At 63.2% G+C, this 13550-nt stretch carries 15 protein-coding genes and 1 pseudogene; 6 read left to right on the top strand and 10 right to left on the bottom strand.

Features of this window, described 5'->3' with window-relative positions; genetic code table 11:
* Positions 1-13 precede the first annotated feature (13 nt).
* Positions 14-1708, bottom strand: coding sequence for an AMP-binding protein (locus BJ997_RS06425; protein WP_035838018.1), 1695 nt, complete (start codon positions 1706-1708; stop codon positions 14-16).
* Positions 1709-1868: 160 nt separating this feature from the next.
* Here BJ997_RS06425 and BJ997_RS06420 point away from each other — a divergent pair, with 160 nt between their 5' ends.
* A complete protein-coding gene (locus BJ997_RS06420) occupies positions 1869-2645 on the top strand; it encodes an enoyl-CoA hydratase (protein ID WP_035838008.1) in 777 nt (258 codons plus the stop codon).
* Here BJ997_RS06420 and BJ997_RS06415 read toward each other — a convergent pair.
* On the bottom strand, positions 2642-3148 hold the full coding sequence (locus tag BJ997_RS06415; RefSeq protein WP_035838007.1) for a MarR family winged helix-turn-helix transcriptional regulator: 507 nt from the start codon (positions 3146-3148) through the stop codon (positions 2642-2644). The genes BJ997_RS06420 and BJ997_RS06415 overlap by 4 nt on opposite strands.
* A gap of 42 nt (positions 3149-3190) precedes the next feature.
* A complete protein-coding gene (locus tag BJ997_RS06410; RefSeq protein WP_035838005.1) occupies positions 3191-3799 on the bottom strand; it encodes a TetR/AcrR family transcriptional regulator in 609 nt (202 codons plus the stop codon).
* 75 nt (positions 3800-3874) lie between these two features.
* Between BJ997_RS06410 and BJ997_RS06405 the strand changes: the two genes are divergently transcribed.
* Positions 3875-5092 (top strand): acyl-CoA dehydrogenase family protein, encoded by a 1218-nt coding sequence (locus tag BJ997_RS06405; RefSeq protein ID WP_052542475.1) that lies wholly within the window; start codon positions 3875-3877, stop codon positions 5090-5092.
* Here the strand turns inward: BJ997_RS06405 and BJ997_RS06400 are convergent.
* Positions 5089-5925 carry an ACT domain-containing protein gene (locus tag BJ997_RS06400; protein ID WP_035838003.1) on the bottom strand — a complete coding sequence of 279 codons (837 nt, stop codon included), beginning with the start codon at positions 5923-5925 and terminating at the stop codon, positions 5089-5091. The two genes, BJ997_RS06405 and BJ997_RS06400, sit on opposite strands and share 4 nt — an antisense overlap.
* 126 nt (positions 5926-6051) lie before the next feature.
* On the opposite strand from BJ997_RS06400, the gene BJ997_RS06395 reads away from it, so the two are divergent.
* Positions 6052-7539: a maltokinase N-terminal cap-like domain-containing protein gene (locus tag BJ997_RS06395; RefSeq protein ID WP_052542474.1), complete on the top strand. Its 1488-nt coding sequence runs from the start codon at positions 6052-6054 to the stop codon at positions 7537-7539.
* Between the two features lie 5 nt (positions 7540-7544).
* Here BJ997_RS06395 and BJ997_RS06390 read toward each other — a convergent pair whose 3' ends face one another.
* Positions 7545-8045 (bottom strand): VOC family protein, encoded by a 501-nt coding sequence (locus BJ997_RS06390; RefSeq protein WP_035838014.1) that lies wholly within the window; start codon positions 8043-8045, stop codon positions 7545-7547.
* 264 nt (positions 8046-8309) lie between these two features.
* On the opposite strand from BJ997_RS06390, the gene BJ997_RS06385 reads away from it, so the two are divergent.
* Positions 8310-9709 (top strand): IS3 family transposase gene (locus BJ997_RS06385; RefSeq protein ID WP_183323773.1). Its coding sequence is split into 2 segments (ribosomal slippage): positions 8310-8631 and positions 8631-9709, totalling 1401 coding nucleotides; the frame shifts between segments, so codons are not numbered across the junction.
* 22 nt (positions 9710-9731) lie between these two features.
* Positions 9732-9980, top strand: coding sequence for a three-helix bundle dimerization domain-containing protein (locus BJ997_RS22050; protein WP_420827175.1), 249 nt, complete (start codon positions 9732-9734; stop codon positions 9978-9980).
* 55 nt (positions 9981-10035) lie between these two features.
* Here the strand turns inward: BJ997_RS22050 and BJ997_RS06380 are convergent, their stop codons facing one another.
* The 3 genes from BJ997_RS06380 to BJ997_RS06370 are packed head-to-tail and all read right to left on the bottom strand — an operon-like array spanning position 10036 to position 11350.
* Positions 10036-10542 carry a DUF1269 domain-containing protein gene (locus BJ997_RS06380; RefSeq protein ID WP_035836100.1) on the bottom strand — a complete coding sequence of 169 codons (507 nt, stop codon included), beginning with the start codon at positions 10540-10542 and terminating at the stop codon, positions 10036-10038.
* Between the two features lie 39 nt (positions 10543-10581).
* Positions 10582-10899, bottom strand: a complete 318-nt coding sequence (locus tag BJ997_RS06375) for an SHOCT domain-containing protein (RefSeq protein WP_035836101.1) — start codon at positions 10897-10899, stop codon at positions 10582-10584.
* A gap of 13 nt (positions 10900-10912) precedes the next feature.
* Positions 10913-11350: a DUF6325 family protein gene (locus BJ997_RS06370; RefSeq protein WP_035836102.1), complete on the bottom strand. Its 438-nt coding sequence runs from the start codon at positions 11348-11350 to the stop codon at positions 10913-10915.
* A gap of 133 nt (positions 11351-11483) precedes the next feature.
* On the opposite strand from BJ997_RS06370, the gene BJ997_RS06365 reads away from it, so the two are divergent.
* Entirely contained in the window at positions 11484-11858 is a 375-nt protein-coding gene (locus BJ997_RS06365; protein WP_035836103.1) for a DUF1622 domain-containing protein, read from the top strand.
* A 31-nt stretch (positions 11859-11889) separates the two neighbouring features.
* On the opposite strand, the gene BJ997_RS21730 is transcribed toward BJ997_RS06365, so the two are convergent.
* Positions 11890-13278, bottom strand: coding sequence for a SulP family inorganic anion transporter (locus tag BJ997_RS21730; protein ID WP_268871360.1), 1389 nt, complete (start codon positions 13276-13278; stop codon positions 11890-11892).
* Positions 13279-13330: 52 nt separating this feature from the next.
* Positions 13331-13540 (bottom strand): annotated as a pseudogene (locus BJ997_RS21725) (SulP family inorganic anion transporter); the annotation flags it as partial.
* Positions 13541-13550 lie beyond the last annotated feature (10 nt).

Raw genomic sequence — 13550 nt, 5'->3', positions numbered from 1 at the left:
TCGAGGCGACTGCCTACCGCTTGAGCTCCGGGAAGTGGTCGTCCCGCCATTCATCTGGCAGCACGGCACCGGCCGTGGCGGCCTCATCCTCTCGTGCCCGCAGCTCGACCCGGCGGATCTTCCCGGAGCTCGTCTTGGGTAGCTCGGCGAATTCCACCCGTCGCACGCGCATGTACGGCGGAAGGTTGCTGCGCGCATGGCTCAGCACGGCGAGGGCCGTTTCGCTCGTGGGCTCCCAGCCCGGTGCAAGGAAGATGTAGGCCTTGGGAATGTTCAAGCGTGTCTCGTCAGGAGCGGGCACAACGGCCGCTTCAGCCACAGCCGGGTGCTCGAGCAGCACACTCTCGACTTCGAAAGGCGAGACCTTGAAGTCCGAGGATTTGAAGACGTCGTCCGTGCGGCCGATGAACGTGATGTACCCGTCGGCATCCCGACTGGCGACATCGCCCGTGTGGTAGAGGCCATCGCGGGTCGCCTCCGCCGTTCCCACTGGGTCTCCGTGGTACCCGGCCATCACGTTGGCCGGGTTGAGCGAGAGGTCAAGGCAGATTTCGCCCTCGTCGGCGAGCTGTCCCGTGATCGGGTCGATGAGCTGCACCGTAACGCCAGGCAGTGGCATCCCCATTGATCCGGCTTTGAGGCGTGATCCGGGCGCGTTGCCGATGGTCGCGGTCGTTTCGGTTTGCCCGAAACCGTCACGGATAGTGAGGCCCCAGTGCCGTTCGACCTGCTTGATCACCTCGGGGTTGAGTGGCTCTCCGGCCGAGAGAAGCTCACGCATGGCCGTTGGCCTCGCCGTGAGATCAGACTGGATGAGCATGCGCCAAACGGTGGGCGGGGCACAGAAGGTGGTGACTCCAGCCCTTTCGAGCTGTGCCAGCAGGGCCGTGGCGTCGAAACGCGCGTAGTTGAAGACGAACACTGTCGCCTCGGCTATCCAGGGAGAGAAGAAGCTGCTCCAGGCGTGCTTGCCCCAACCTGGCGAGCTGATGGCCAGGTGCACATCTCCTGGACGCAGCCCCAGCCAGAACATCGTCGACAGGTGACCCACCGGATATGACGTTTGGGTGTGCATGACCATCTTCGGCTTGCTGGTGGTGCCGGAGGTGAAGTACACAAGCGACGGATCGTGGGAGCCGACGACAGCGACAATCGCCTCCGGTGCGACCTGATAGGCATCGGAGAAGTCCAGCCACCCGTCTGCCTTCCCCTGCACGCAGATTCGCGAGTAGGTGCCGGGGATCGAGTCGAACTTACCCGCATCCACCGCATTCGCGAGCACGTGGTCGACGCCACCGCGAACGATTCGGTCTTCGAGGTCGGCGGCGCCGAGCACCGTCGACGTGGGCATGATGACGGCCCCGATCTTCATGATGGCAAGCATGGCGTGCCACAGCTCCACCTGGTTGCCGAGCATGAGCATCACGTGGTCGCCGTGCCTGATACCGAGCTGCGTCATCCAGGTAGCGACCTGGTCGGACACCCTGGACATCTCGGCGAAGCTGATCTTCTGCTCGCTCCCGTCTTCCTCGACGATCCACAGGGCGATGTTGTCGTTGCCGCGAGCGACGACGTCGAACCAGTCCACCGCCCAGTTGAAATTCGGTCCCACATCCGGCCACACAAACTCCGCGGACGCCTGCGCATGGCCCTCGCGCAGACGCAGGAGCTGGTCACGCGCAGCACGATAATTGTCGGTACTGGTCATGCTGCTGGTGGAGGTGTGTGAGGCGTGGGTCATGAAGTTTCATCTCCTGGAAGCGAACGGTTGCCCACCTCGGCTGTGAGGCGGCACCCGACACTGGTCGTCGATTCAACCTACTCGTAAAGCACTAGGGATTACTAGGACTTCCTAGTACGTTGGTCGGATGAGTACCTACGAGAATATTCTGCTTGAGCGTCACGGCCGCGTCGGCGTCATCACACTGAATCGGCCTGAAGCCCTCAACGCCCTCAACGACGCCCTGATGCACGACGTCGTCGCCGCCGCAACGAGTCTGGATCGCGACACCCGTATCGGTGCGATCATCATCACGGGCTCCGAGCGGGCCTTTGCCGCGGGTGCAGACATCAAGGAGATGGCCCCGCAAACCTACATGGACATGTATGCCGCCGATTGGTTTGCCGGCTGGGCGGATCTCGCTGCGGTGCGTACGCCAGTCATCGCCGCCGTCGCCGGGCACGCGCTTGGAGGGGGCTGCGAGCTCGCGATGCTTTGTGATTTCATCCTCGCCGCAGACACAGCGAAGTTCGGTCAACCCGAAATCAAGCTGGGGGTGATTCCCGGCATCGGAGGATCGCAGCGCCTGACTCGCGCCATCGGCAAGGCCAAGGCGATGGAGATGATTCTGACCGGACGCACCATGGGTGCGGAGGAGGCAGAGCGCTGCGGCCTCGTGGCCAGGATCGTACCCGCCGCGGACCTGCTCGCCGATGCTCTCGCCACGGCAACCGCGATAGCCTCCCGTTCGCTTCCCATTGCACTGCTGGCCAAGGAAGCGGTCAACGCAGCATTCGAGACGACCCTTGCCGAGGGCATCCGCTTCGAGCGCCGCCTCTTCCACTCGACCTTCGCCACCGAAGATCAGAAGGAGGGAATGGCCGCTTTCGTGGAGAAGCGCACGCCGGCCTTCACGAACCGCTAGGCGAAATCGCCGGCGTCCCGGCGAAAGTTCGCCAGGATGCCGATCAGGCTTCCGACCTCGCTCGGTGCCAGCCCGAGGGTGCCGAAAACCTCGGAGTTGAGCCGTTCGGTGGCCGTGAGCACAACGGCCCGACCGGCGGGCGTGATCTCCACGAGTGTTGCCCGGCCGTCACTCGGGTGCGCCACACGACGCACGAATCCGGAGGCCTGCAGCCGGTCGACGGCGTTGGTCACGCTCGTGGGGTGCACCTGCAACCGCGCGCTCGCCTTATTCATGGGGAGGGCGCCGTTGCGGGTGAAACTCAGCAACGTGAGTAGCTCATAGCGGGCGAACGTGACACCGAGCGGTTTGAGCACAGCTTCGATGCGGGCCAGGATGATCTGTTGGGTTCGCATGATGGCGGTCACCGCGGCCATGCCGTCGGCGGCATCGTCCCAGCCGTGCTCCACCCACTGACGACGCGCCTCGGCTATCGGGTCTACCGGCAAGGCTGACGGGGTCACGTTCTCTCCTGTGCTCTGGCCGGGATGGTCGGCTTCATCTTCTCATGCACGGTCGGACACTCGAATTCCCTGCACCACGAGGGCTGCTAATTCGTCGTAGGCCTGGGCCGCGGTGAGACCCGTGCTCTCGGAAATATGCCGCTGTTGGATACGCACCATGACGGCGGACACGGCTTCGGCGATGAACGCGGCGGGCACTTCGCGGAAGGCCCCGTCGCGGACGCCCTCGCTGATCAGCTCGTGCACGCGGGCGGCGGCAAAATGGGTGTTGCGCTCGTAGATGGCGTTGGCGGGCGGAAAGGCTGCCACGTCGTCGATGAAGGCAGCGGATGCCGGTCGCAGCTCGTCGCCGACCGCGCGGAGGTAGGCGGCGATCCGGTCAGTGGGGTCGACGGTTCCGCCGAGTTTGCGCTCCACTCGGTCGGCCGCCCCCTTGAAGAAGTAGACGACTGCCTTCTGCACGAGTTGTTCGCGACTACTGGCGAGGGAATAGATGGTCGATTTGGAACAGTGCAGTCGGTTCGCGGCCGCAGCCAGGGTGATGTCCGAGAAGCCCTCCATGAGGAAGAGGTCGACGAGCTGGCTGAACAGTTGATCCTGCCGTGCAGACCAGCGTTGACGTGGCTGTCGGACGGCGACGGGAGCACTCATTCGATCCGCCTTTCCTGAGACTTGTGGTGTACGCTCGTACTCGAAATCGTACCAATAATTTGCGCGAGGGACACAATGACGTTCAGCCCCACCACCCCTGCCAGCCACACCGACGTGATCGACTCAGTCGATGAAACGCCATACCCGACCGGTGATCTGCTCTTCGTGACCGATTTGCTGTCCGAGCAGGAACAGGAGCGCCTTGCGCGTGCGCGGGCATTCTTCCAGGCCGAGGTGCGCCCCATCGCGGTCGATTACTGGAACCGCGCCGAGTTTCCCTTTGAACTACTGCCCAAACTCGCCGCACAGAACCTCAGCGGCATCGGCTCCCACGTCACGAGCCATCTCCTCACGGGGCTGCTCCAGCTGGAACTCACCCGGGCCGACACATCCATCTCGACGTTCTTCGGCGTTCACCACGAACTCTTCGCCGCGTCCATCGAGCAACTCGGCTCTGACGAGCAGCGTCAGCGTCTGCTCCCAGATCTCCTCGCTCTGACGAAGGTGGGCGCGTTCGCCCTCACGGAGCCACAGCACGGCTCCGACATCTCCCGTGAGATGGAAACCACAGCCACGCTCGACGGCACCGAGTGGGTGTTGAACGGCCGGAAGCGCTGGATCGGCAACGCCGCAATGGCCGACTACGTGCTCGTCTGGGCGCGGGACACCTCCGACCGCCAGATCAAAGGATTCATCGTTGAAAAGGAACGCACCGGTTTCAGCACCACCATCATCGAGAACAAGATCGCGGTACGCATCGTGCAGAACGCCAACATCGAGCTCAAGAACGTGCGCATTCCGGTGTCTAACCGACTTCCCGGCACGAACAGCTTTCGGGACACAAACGTGCTGCTGCGCAATTCGCGCGTCTGGGTGTCCTGGCAGGCCGTCGGCCAGCAATTCGCCGCCTTCGATGTTGCACGCGCCTACGCCCTGGATCGCCAACAGTTCGGGCGGCCGATCGCCTCGTTCCAACTCATCCAGGAGCAACTCTCCCGAATGATCGGCAATGCCACGCTCTGCCTCACCTTGATGGTTCAGATGGCGCGCCTGCAGGAGACGGACCAACTGACCATGGACCAGGCCGCACTCGCCAAGTCGACCTGCACGGCCCGGATGCGGGAGACCGTCGCACTCGGACGCGGCATCCTAGGCGGCAACGGAATCAGCACGGACTACGAGATGGCCAAGGTCTTCGCCGACGCCGAAGCAATCTACTCCTACGAGGGCAGCTACGAAATCAATGCCCTCCTTGTCGGCCGTGCGATCACCGGCATCTCGGCGATCGCTTAGATCGGATTATGCCCCCGGTAGCTCAGTTCCACGACCTCGGCCAGCTCGGCGAGGTGGTGAGCGCGCGCGGATTCGGCGGGAGTGAACGGCTCCCCGGTTCGGGAAAACACGAGCGGCTCATTCCATGCTGTCGGAATCTTGAGCATGGTGTCGTCGAAAACGTCCGCGCCGGCGCCGACAACCCGGGCCGAGAGTAACTCGGCAATGGCGTGCCCGAGCTCGGTTGGATCTGCCGCGACACGCGCCGCCAGACTCAACGCCTTGGTCTGACCATCCGTCAGGGCGAGCGGGGTGGTGGGCCACACGTGCGTTCCACGCCCGCCGCTCGCCGCAATGTTCTCCAGCACGTCCTCGTCGGTCAATTCACCGGGAGCGCTCAGTACGAACTCATCCATCACCCCGCCGTCGACGGGATGCACATGGATGCTGAGAATGTTCACGCCCAATCGGGAGAGCCCGCGCGCTACCCGCTGCAAAGTGCCGCTTTCATCGGGAAGAGTGGTGCGCACGCGCCACAGGGTCGGTGATGAATGCAGCGTGGACCGGCGCTTCAGCGCCGGGGCGTGCAACCACCGACGCAGCAGACGGCGGGCACCGGGCTCGGCCACCCAGATCACGAGCGACGTCGCCGTGAGAGTAAGGACCAGCACCTTGGCCAGGTAGGGCAGCTCGGTGTGCACAACGGCCGCGTGCACGGCCAACTCGATGGGCAGGATCGTGACAATATTTGCCGCCGTGAGCCTGAGCTTGGAGACTTCCGGAAACTGGCCACAGTCGTCGCAGCGCAGTTCGGCGGTCGGTGTCTTCGCTGTGGAGGCCTGAAATCGCGTCATGCATCGAGTCTGCATACCGATCGTTTCGCACGTGTTGCGGCCAGATCACGCGCAGGCGAAATGTGCCGATCGGACTGATGACCAAAGACCCTGTAAACGGTTCGTGGCTGCGCGTACGCTGTCGGCATGAGCGATGACAGCACGCCAGACAATGGGCGCGAGAAGAATGACTCCGTGGGCGAAGAAGCTCCAGAATACCTGAACCGATGGGTGCTCTCTCAGCGGTGGTTTTCGAGCGCGAGCCGCTCCCCTGTGCTGCGCATTGTCGGGCGGTGGACGCTGCCCACTCCCCATCCCGGCGTTGAGATTCAGTGCCTCCTCGTGCGAGACACCGCCGGACAAGAGCGTGCGCTCCACCAGATTCCCCTCACCGAGCGAACCGTTTCGATGCCGAGTCTCGCGGATGCTCTCATAGCGATAAAGGCACACCGCGACGGCACGAGTCGGTTCGTCTATGACGCACCCCACGACCCGGCGTACGCCAGCGCCCTGCTCCGCTTCATGCTGCAGCAGGAGTCTGCCCCGGACTTTGTCGATGTATCCGCGACAACTGTCGTGCAGGGCAAGACGATTGAGCATGGCAACATCTCGGCTGCACACCCCACGGTGATCGGCAGTCACGTATTGGTCGGCGAGCAGTCGAACACATCGATTATCTTCGAGCTCGTTGATGACGAGCTCGAACTCATTCGGCCGGTCATCTGCAAGGTCTTCCGGGCCATCCATCACGGGGACAACCCCGACGTCGTCGTGCAGTCAGCTCTCGCACGTGCGGGGTCCCGCTTCATTCCAGAACCGATGGGGTACGTGGCCGCGGAGTGGCCGGATTCCATCCGATTCGACGGCCGGGCATCCGGTCATCTGGTCTTCGCCCAGGAATTCTTCCCCGACGTCCCCGACGCCTGGCGCACGGCCCTGCTTGCGGCAACCGCGGGCGAGGACTTCACCGACGAGGCCCGACGGCTGGGGCGGGCAACAGCCGGCGTGCATTCCGACCTCGCAGCGGCCTTGCCAACCTTTGTGGCCACCCCCCGCATCATGGTGGCTCTGGTGACGGGCATGCTCGACCGCTTTCGCCGCGCAATTGCCGACGTGCCGGACCTCGCTGCGCTCCGAACGGATGTTGAAAGCATCTTTGCGCGTGCTCTCACGGTGCCGTGGCCCCGGCTGCAGCACATTCACGGCGACCTGCACCTGGGGCAGGTGCTGGACGTGCCCGAACGCGGCTGGATTATGCTCGACTTCGAGGGCGAACCGCTACGGACCGTCGCCGATCGTGGCCTTCCCGATGCCCCACTTCGAGATGTGGCCGGCATGTTGCGGTCGTTCTCGTACGTCGCGGGCACAGTTACGCGTGCGCACCCAGAGCAGGATCCCGCGCGCCTGTCAGCATGGGCCTCGGCGTCGCGCCGTGCATTCCTGCAGGGCTACGGCGAGACCTCCCAGCGCATCTGTGACGACCACGATCCTCTCCTGGACGCCTTCGAGCTCGACAAGGCGATCTACGAGACCGTCTACGAGACCCGTAATCGGCCGGACTGGCTGCCGCTCCCCCTCGGGGCCGTTCAGCGTCTTGCCACCTCGTATGCGCGCAGTCGCAATGACCACGACTGAGCCGGCTACTCTGAATCGCTCGGCTTCTCTGTATCGGCAGCCGCTCTCAGCAGGGCAATGTCAATCTTCGACATCGCCAGCATGGCCTGCATGACCCGTCCGGCTCTGGCCGGATCCGGGTCGCTCAGGAGTTGCTCCAAGACCGAGGGAGTAATCTGCCAGGATAGTCCGAACTTGTCCTGCAACCACCCACACTGCGATTCCCGTCCCCCGGCGGAGAGCTTGGCCCAGAGATCGTCGATCTCCGGTTGGGTCTCGGCGTGCACGAAAAGCGAAATGGCTTCCGTAAACGAGAAACTCGGCCCTCCGTTCAGTGCCTGAACCTCCAGCCCGTCGAGCTCGAAGGTGACTGACATCGCGTGGCCCGGCCTGCCGGCGTACCCCGGTGTGGTGGACGGAAATCGAGACACGTTGACGATCCGGGAATTCGTGAAAATCGACACGTAGTATTCCGCGGCCTCTTCCGCCTGATCGTTGAACCACAGAAAGGGACTGATCTTCTGCATGGCACACTCCTCGTTGGACGCGACACTGACAGGGCCAAAATACTCCCGCTTGACGAGACGGGCGAGGAGAGCCACAATCGCCGCGTGAGCTTCGAAGACGAAGTGAGAGTTCTCTCTCAAGTGGCGGAACGGCTCGCCCCCCTACGTGTCAGGGTTGGGTGAGGCCAGTACCTCAGAGCAAGTCCGCCGTTTGACGTAGGGCGAGAATCAGGAATCATCACCATGTCCAGTCCGTCTTTGAGCGCAGTGCGCGACGATAGTCATATGAGTAGTCCCGGACCCCGAGCTGGTGGTCCGACCTCGAGAAGGTCGTTCACCCCAGCGCAGAAGCTTGCGTACCTCGCCGCGTATGACACGGCCATCAAGAACAACGAGGGCGGCACTTATCTGCGCACCGAAGGGCTCTACTCCTCGCAGATCACCGAATGGCGAAAACTGCGCGACGCGGGCGTCCTCGCAGGCAAGAAGCCCGGTGAAAAGATTGGCCGGTTAACTCCGGAGCAAGCTGAAATCGCCCGGCTGCGCCGCCAGTTGAGCAAGACCGAGCAGCGGTTGGAAACGACGGGGGTGGCGTTGGAGATCATGTCAAAAATGCACGAGCTACTCGAAAGTCTTTCGAAGAGCTCGCGGGACGAAACACCGTGCGCGTTGCCGTAATGACCGCGTACCGCGAACTGGCCAGTCGAGGGATCTCGACTCGCGTCGCGGCCGACCTGGTCGGGATCCCTCGAGCGACAGCCACCCGGAAACGACGCATTCCCGTCCGTGGCCCGGCCCCGATTCCGGCGAACAAGATCGGCGATGAAGGCCGCCGCGAGATCCTTGACGTCGTCAATTCACAGCCGTTCGTTGACCTGCCGCCGATCCAGATCTACGCCCAACTGCTCGACGCGGACACGTACTTGTGCTCAATATCAACGATGTATCGGGTGTTGAACGAGAACCAGCAGGTCAAGGACCGCCGCCGACAGGCACGCCACCCGGCCCGGGCATTCCCCGAACTAACGGCGACGGGACCCGGCCAGGTACTCAGCTGGGATATTACGAAACTCGCCGGCCCGATCAAGGGCAAGTACTTCGATGCTTACGTGATGATCGATATTTACTCCCGCTACATCGTCGGCGCCTATGTTCACGCGTCGGAATCCGGCGAGCTGGCGGTGGAGATGATGAAGGAGATCTTCGGCATTCACGGCGTCCCGCAGGTCGTTCACGCCGACCGCGGCACATCGATGACATCCAAGACCGTCGCTGCGCTGTTGTCTGACTTGGAGGTCACCAAATCGCACTCGCGGCCTCGGGTGAGTAACGATAATCCCTACAGCGAGGCCTGGTTCAAGACACTGAAATTCGCACCGACGTTCCCCGAACGCTTCGGCTCCCTTGCCGACGCGAAGACGTTCATGGCCTCGTTCGTCGACGGCTACAACCACGAGCATCGCCACTCCGGGATCGGCCTCAACACGCCAGCCGACGTTCATTACGGCCTCGCCGAGGCGAAGGCCATCGAACGGGCAGCGACGCTGGACGCGGCACGCGCACGCTTCCCAGAGCGATTCAGCACCAACAAGGCGCCGCAGATCCTGTCCATTCCCAAGACGGCATGGATCAATAAACCAGCCCCCAAACCTATCGAGAATGAAGGGCTCGGACTAGCCGCCTAAACTCCCACTGGCCTCATCCACCTTGACAAATTCCGCCCGCCGCTTTCCTCACGTGTCGCGCGAAAGTATCGAATCGGCCGTGCAAGCGGAACACCGCATCTTCGACGGCCGACCCGTACGAGCGTATGTCCCAAACCTTGTGGAGCGCCGTCTGAGGACGCGCCTTCAGACCATCTCGCGGGACGTAGCCGGACCTTGCCTGAGCCTGGATTCAAACAGCCAATCGGGCCTCCCACACACCGTGGGAGACCCGATTCAGCCGATCGAGTGAGAGCCCGGAACACGGTGGCTGCGGTCTCACCCGTTCGTTAGTGTGTTGAGCTGCGCTACTGGGTGTCCAGCTCGGACGCGGCAGTGGAAAGCTGAGCATCAAGCTCACCCGCATCCACCTTGATCTCCTTTTCCGCTCTCTCATGTGCTCGCAGCCCGGCCTTATCCAGTTCCGCACCCAGCTTGTCCCGACCGATCACGATGAGGGCCGCTTGACCGGAGTCGAGAACCTCGCCCAGTTCCTTGAGGTCCGAGCGGGACAGCGCCTGGGAGAAGTGACCGATGATGCCTCCACTTGCGCCGCCGGCGGCAGCCATGCCGAGGATCGCCGGCGGGAACAGGATGCCGATGACGGCACCGGCCGCGACTCCGGTCCAGGCCGCGTGCTTGCTGCTGGCCCGTTTGAGGCTGATGGTGCCGTCGGCCTCTTTCACCGCGACCCCCGCGTCATAGGTACCGATGACCTTGGCTGAATGCAGGTCATGTACCACTTCCAAATCGTCGTAGGCGATGTCGGGATCGTTGTAAACGCCGAGAAAAAGGAAGACAGGTTCTTTGGACACAGGTAGTACCTCCGTTATCGGTGATGCTTATGTGCTGGATCAGGAAAAAAGCTTGGCCTTGGCCGCCGCGAACTCCTCGTCCGTCAGCACGCCAGCGGTGTGCAATCCGGAAAGTTGCTCTATCTGCTGGGTCAGGTCAGGGGCAGCCTCCGCTGGTGCCTCGGCCGGGGCCGGCGGCGGAGCGGGCTGGGCGTACTGTTGGGCGTACTGTGCATCGGCCTGCGCCTGCGCATCGGCCGCCGCGGCTTGCGTCTTTCTCTGCTGGTGGCCGACGACGGCTGATGCCGTTCCGGCGACCACGGCGGTGCGGGCGGCAACCCCGATGAGACCGGGGCGCCCCATTCTACGAAGCGGCATGGTGTTCTCCTCGCTAGTCGGTCACGGTATCGGTGACGGTGTCACCGAGAATTGAATTCACTACGAGTGCCGGAATCCGCACGGAATCGAGCACCCTCCCCCCGGATCGGAACAGGGCTTCCGCTAAATTCTTGGCCCAGACCAGTTCCACGGCCAGGACGGCCGCCGAAGCGCCGGGGGCAACCGCCTCCGCCAGTGCCTCCACATCTTCCTGGCCCGTGAGGCCCCGTTCCAGAAGCGCCAGACCCGACAGCGGCCCCCGCTCAAGCTCGTCGATCTCCAGAACCCTGAGCTCACCATCAAGGTTCTTGCTGACAAAGACCAAGTCCAGGAGGTTGATGGTCTTCTCTTCGACCAGGTCCAACACCGCCTGCCCCACCTCCGGTCCAGGCCTGTCGCCATCAAAACCAATCAGGACCAACTCAACTGGACCGTACTCGAAATCGCTCACAAGATTCCTCTTTCGTGTGGGTGCCACCGAACGTACGGCAGGATCATAGCGCGGCCTCCGTCATCTCGAAAGTGTCCTCCTGCGGCGGAACGACCGCGGTGCTATCGTCGCCTTCGAGCAACGGGAGAACCTCATGAACTTCGAAGACGTCATCTCGACGGTTGTGCGCTTCGTCGAGGCTGCCGGTGCGGCAATTATGGTACTGGGCGGCGCTGCCGCAATCCTGTCTTCGATCCCGGGAATGCTTCGTCCAACGTCACGGCAGGGGACGTATACGGCTCTGCGCACCAACCTCGGTCGTTCCATACTCCTCGGTCTCGAAGTACTCATCGTGGCGGACATCATTCGCACGATCCTGGTCGATCCGACGCCGCAGAGCGTATTGGTTCTGGGAGCAATCGTCGTGATCCGCGTGCTGCTCAGTTTCTCGCTCGAAGTCGAGATGGACGGTGTCTGGCCGTGGGCACGCTGGCGCCTCGGGAACACGGCCGACCGCGCGCCCCGCTGACCGCAGAGGAATGGACACAAGGCACAGCCGGTCAGGCCCCGCCGGCAAGCTCGGCGATTGCGTCGCGATTGCTCGCGAAGCCGCGCACTCCCGTGAGGAGCCCGTAGTGCACGAAGATCTGCCGGAGGTCCGGCCGTAGCCGACTGACATGCACGACCATGTCGCGTCGCCGGAGCCACTCAAGCGCCGCGCCGAAGCCCTCCGCCCCACTGACATCGACGTCGGTCACGGCCTCCAGATCAATCACCAGGTTCAGCGGCTCCCGCGCGGCGGATGACGAGGCGACGGGCGCGACGGCCTTGCGAATCGTGTCGACGAAGACCTGCACGTTAGCAAAAAACAACGGTGCCGCGAAGCGATAGACCAGCACGCCCGGCGCTGTCAGCGTGATGGCCGGCTCGGCCGGCAGCAGCGATTGGGCCGGCGCCTCCTGTGCACTGAGGATGTCGATCGCCGGGGCCGCCGCCCGCCGGGCGAGATTGACGAAAGAGAGGACAAAGGCCAGGCCGATACCCGCGATGGGTCCGACCAGGACGGCACCGAGGAAACAGACGACGGCAACCGTGAATTCGAACTTCTGCAGTCTTCCCAGCGAGACGAAGTCCGCGACTCCCAGTAGCGGGACGACAGCGACGGCGACAATCGCTCCGATCGCAGGCGCTGGGACGTCGGCTAGCAGGGTGGTTCCATACAATACGAGCACCAGTGTGCCCAATGCCGCAACGATACTCGGAAGCTGAGTGCGCGATCCCGTCTGGTCCATTGCCGCCGTGCGCGACGCCGACGACCCCACCGAGAATCCTCCAGTGGCACCCGACGCGATGTTGACGACGCCGAGGGCGAAAAGGTCACGGTTCGGATTGGTGCTGTAGCCGTTCTTCTCTCCGTAGCGGCGAATAATCAGCAGTCCCTCCGCCATAGCCACCATGGCGAGCGCGAGGGCAGAGGGCACGAGCTGCAGCCAGGTTCGCCAGTCCAGCATGGGCCAGCTCAAGCTGGGCGGGCCGGCTTCGATGGTCCCGAGAACAGAGACACCGGCGGCTTGAAGGTTCGTCAGGGCGACGAGGACGCTTGATCCGACCAAGACGACGAGGGCCCAGGGCACGCCCGGGGAGAGTCGCAGTCCCAGGACGAGGACGGCAACCGATGCGGCGGCAAGCAGCAGCGACCAGACGTTCGCGGTGCGCAGGCCGGCCAAGAACTCACCGAGTTTCTCAGAGAATTCGCTTCCACTGAAGATCTTGATTCCGAACATTTTTGCGAGCTGGCCGACCAAAATGTCGAAGGCGAGCCCGCTGACGAAGCCGACGAGAATCGGTTTTGACAGAAAATTGGCCAGGAACCTCAGCTTGAAGGCGGAGCACAGGAGGAAGATCACCCCGCAGACGATGGCTTGGGCGAGTGACGAGATAGTTCTCACTGCCGGCGAGGGCGAGTCCGCCGATCGATGACGCGACAAGCGCCGACGCTGCGGCATCGGGCGAGGCGACGAGCTGCCGGGACGAGACCACGAGGGCATAGAGAATCGATGGCACGATCATGGCGTAGAGCCCCGCCGTCGCCGGCAAACCGGCGATTTGTGCGTAGCCGATGTTGAGGGGTACTGCAATTGCCAGCAGCGTGACGCCAGCCAGAACCTCCCGTGTGGCATTCCGCACTGTCAGACCTGGGAGTACCCTCATCTTCGTTACC

The organism is Cryobacterium roopkundense, assembly GCF_014200405.1.
GTDB lineage: Bacteria > Actinomycetota > Actinomycetes > Actinomycetales > Microbacteriaceae > Cryobacterium > Cryobacterium roopkundense.
This window is presented reverse-complemented; position numbering and strand designations above follow the sequence as displayed.

Coding starts and splice junctions, on each gene's coding strand:
- BJ997_RS06425 (WP_035838018.1), bottom strand. CDS start 1,708: ATGACCAGTACCGACAATTATCGTGCTGCGCGTGACCAGCTCCTGCGT.
- BJ997_RS06420 (WP_035838008.1), top strand. CDS start 1,869: ATGAGTACCTACGAGAATATTCTGCTTGAGCGTCACGGCCGCGTCGGC.
- BJ997_RS06410 (WP_035838005.1), bottom strand. CDS start 3,799: ATGAGTGCTCCCGTCGCCGTCCGACAGCCACGTCAACGCTGGTCTGCA.
- BJ997_RS06405 (WP_052542475.1), top strand. CDS start 3,875: ATGACGTTCAGCCCCACCACCCCTGCCAGCCACACCGACGTGATCGAC.
- BJ997_RS06400 (WP_035838003.1), bottom strand. CDS start 5,925: ATGACGCGATTTCAGGCCTCCACAGCGAAGACACCGACCGCCGAACTG.
- BJ997_RS06395 (WP_052542474.1), top strand. CDS start 6,052: ATGAGCGATGACAGCACGCCAGACAATGGGCGCGAGAAGAATGACTCC.
- BJ997_RS06390 (WP_035838014.1), bottom strand. CDS start 8,045: ATGCAGAAGATCAGTCCCTTTCTGTGGTTCAACGATCAGGCGGAAGAG.
- BJ997_RS06375 (WP_035836101.1), bottom strand. CDS start 10,899: ATGCCGCTTCGTAGAATGGGGCGCCCCGGTCTCATCGGGGTTGCCGCC.
- BJ997_RS06365 (WP_035836103.1), top strand. CDS start 11,484: ATGAACTTCGAAGACGTCATCTCGACGGTTGTGCGCTTCGTCGAGGCT.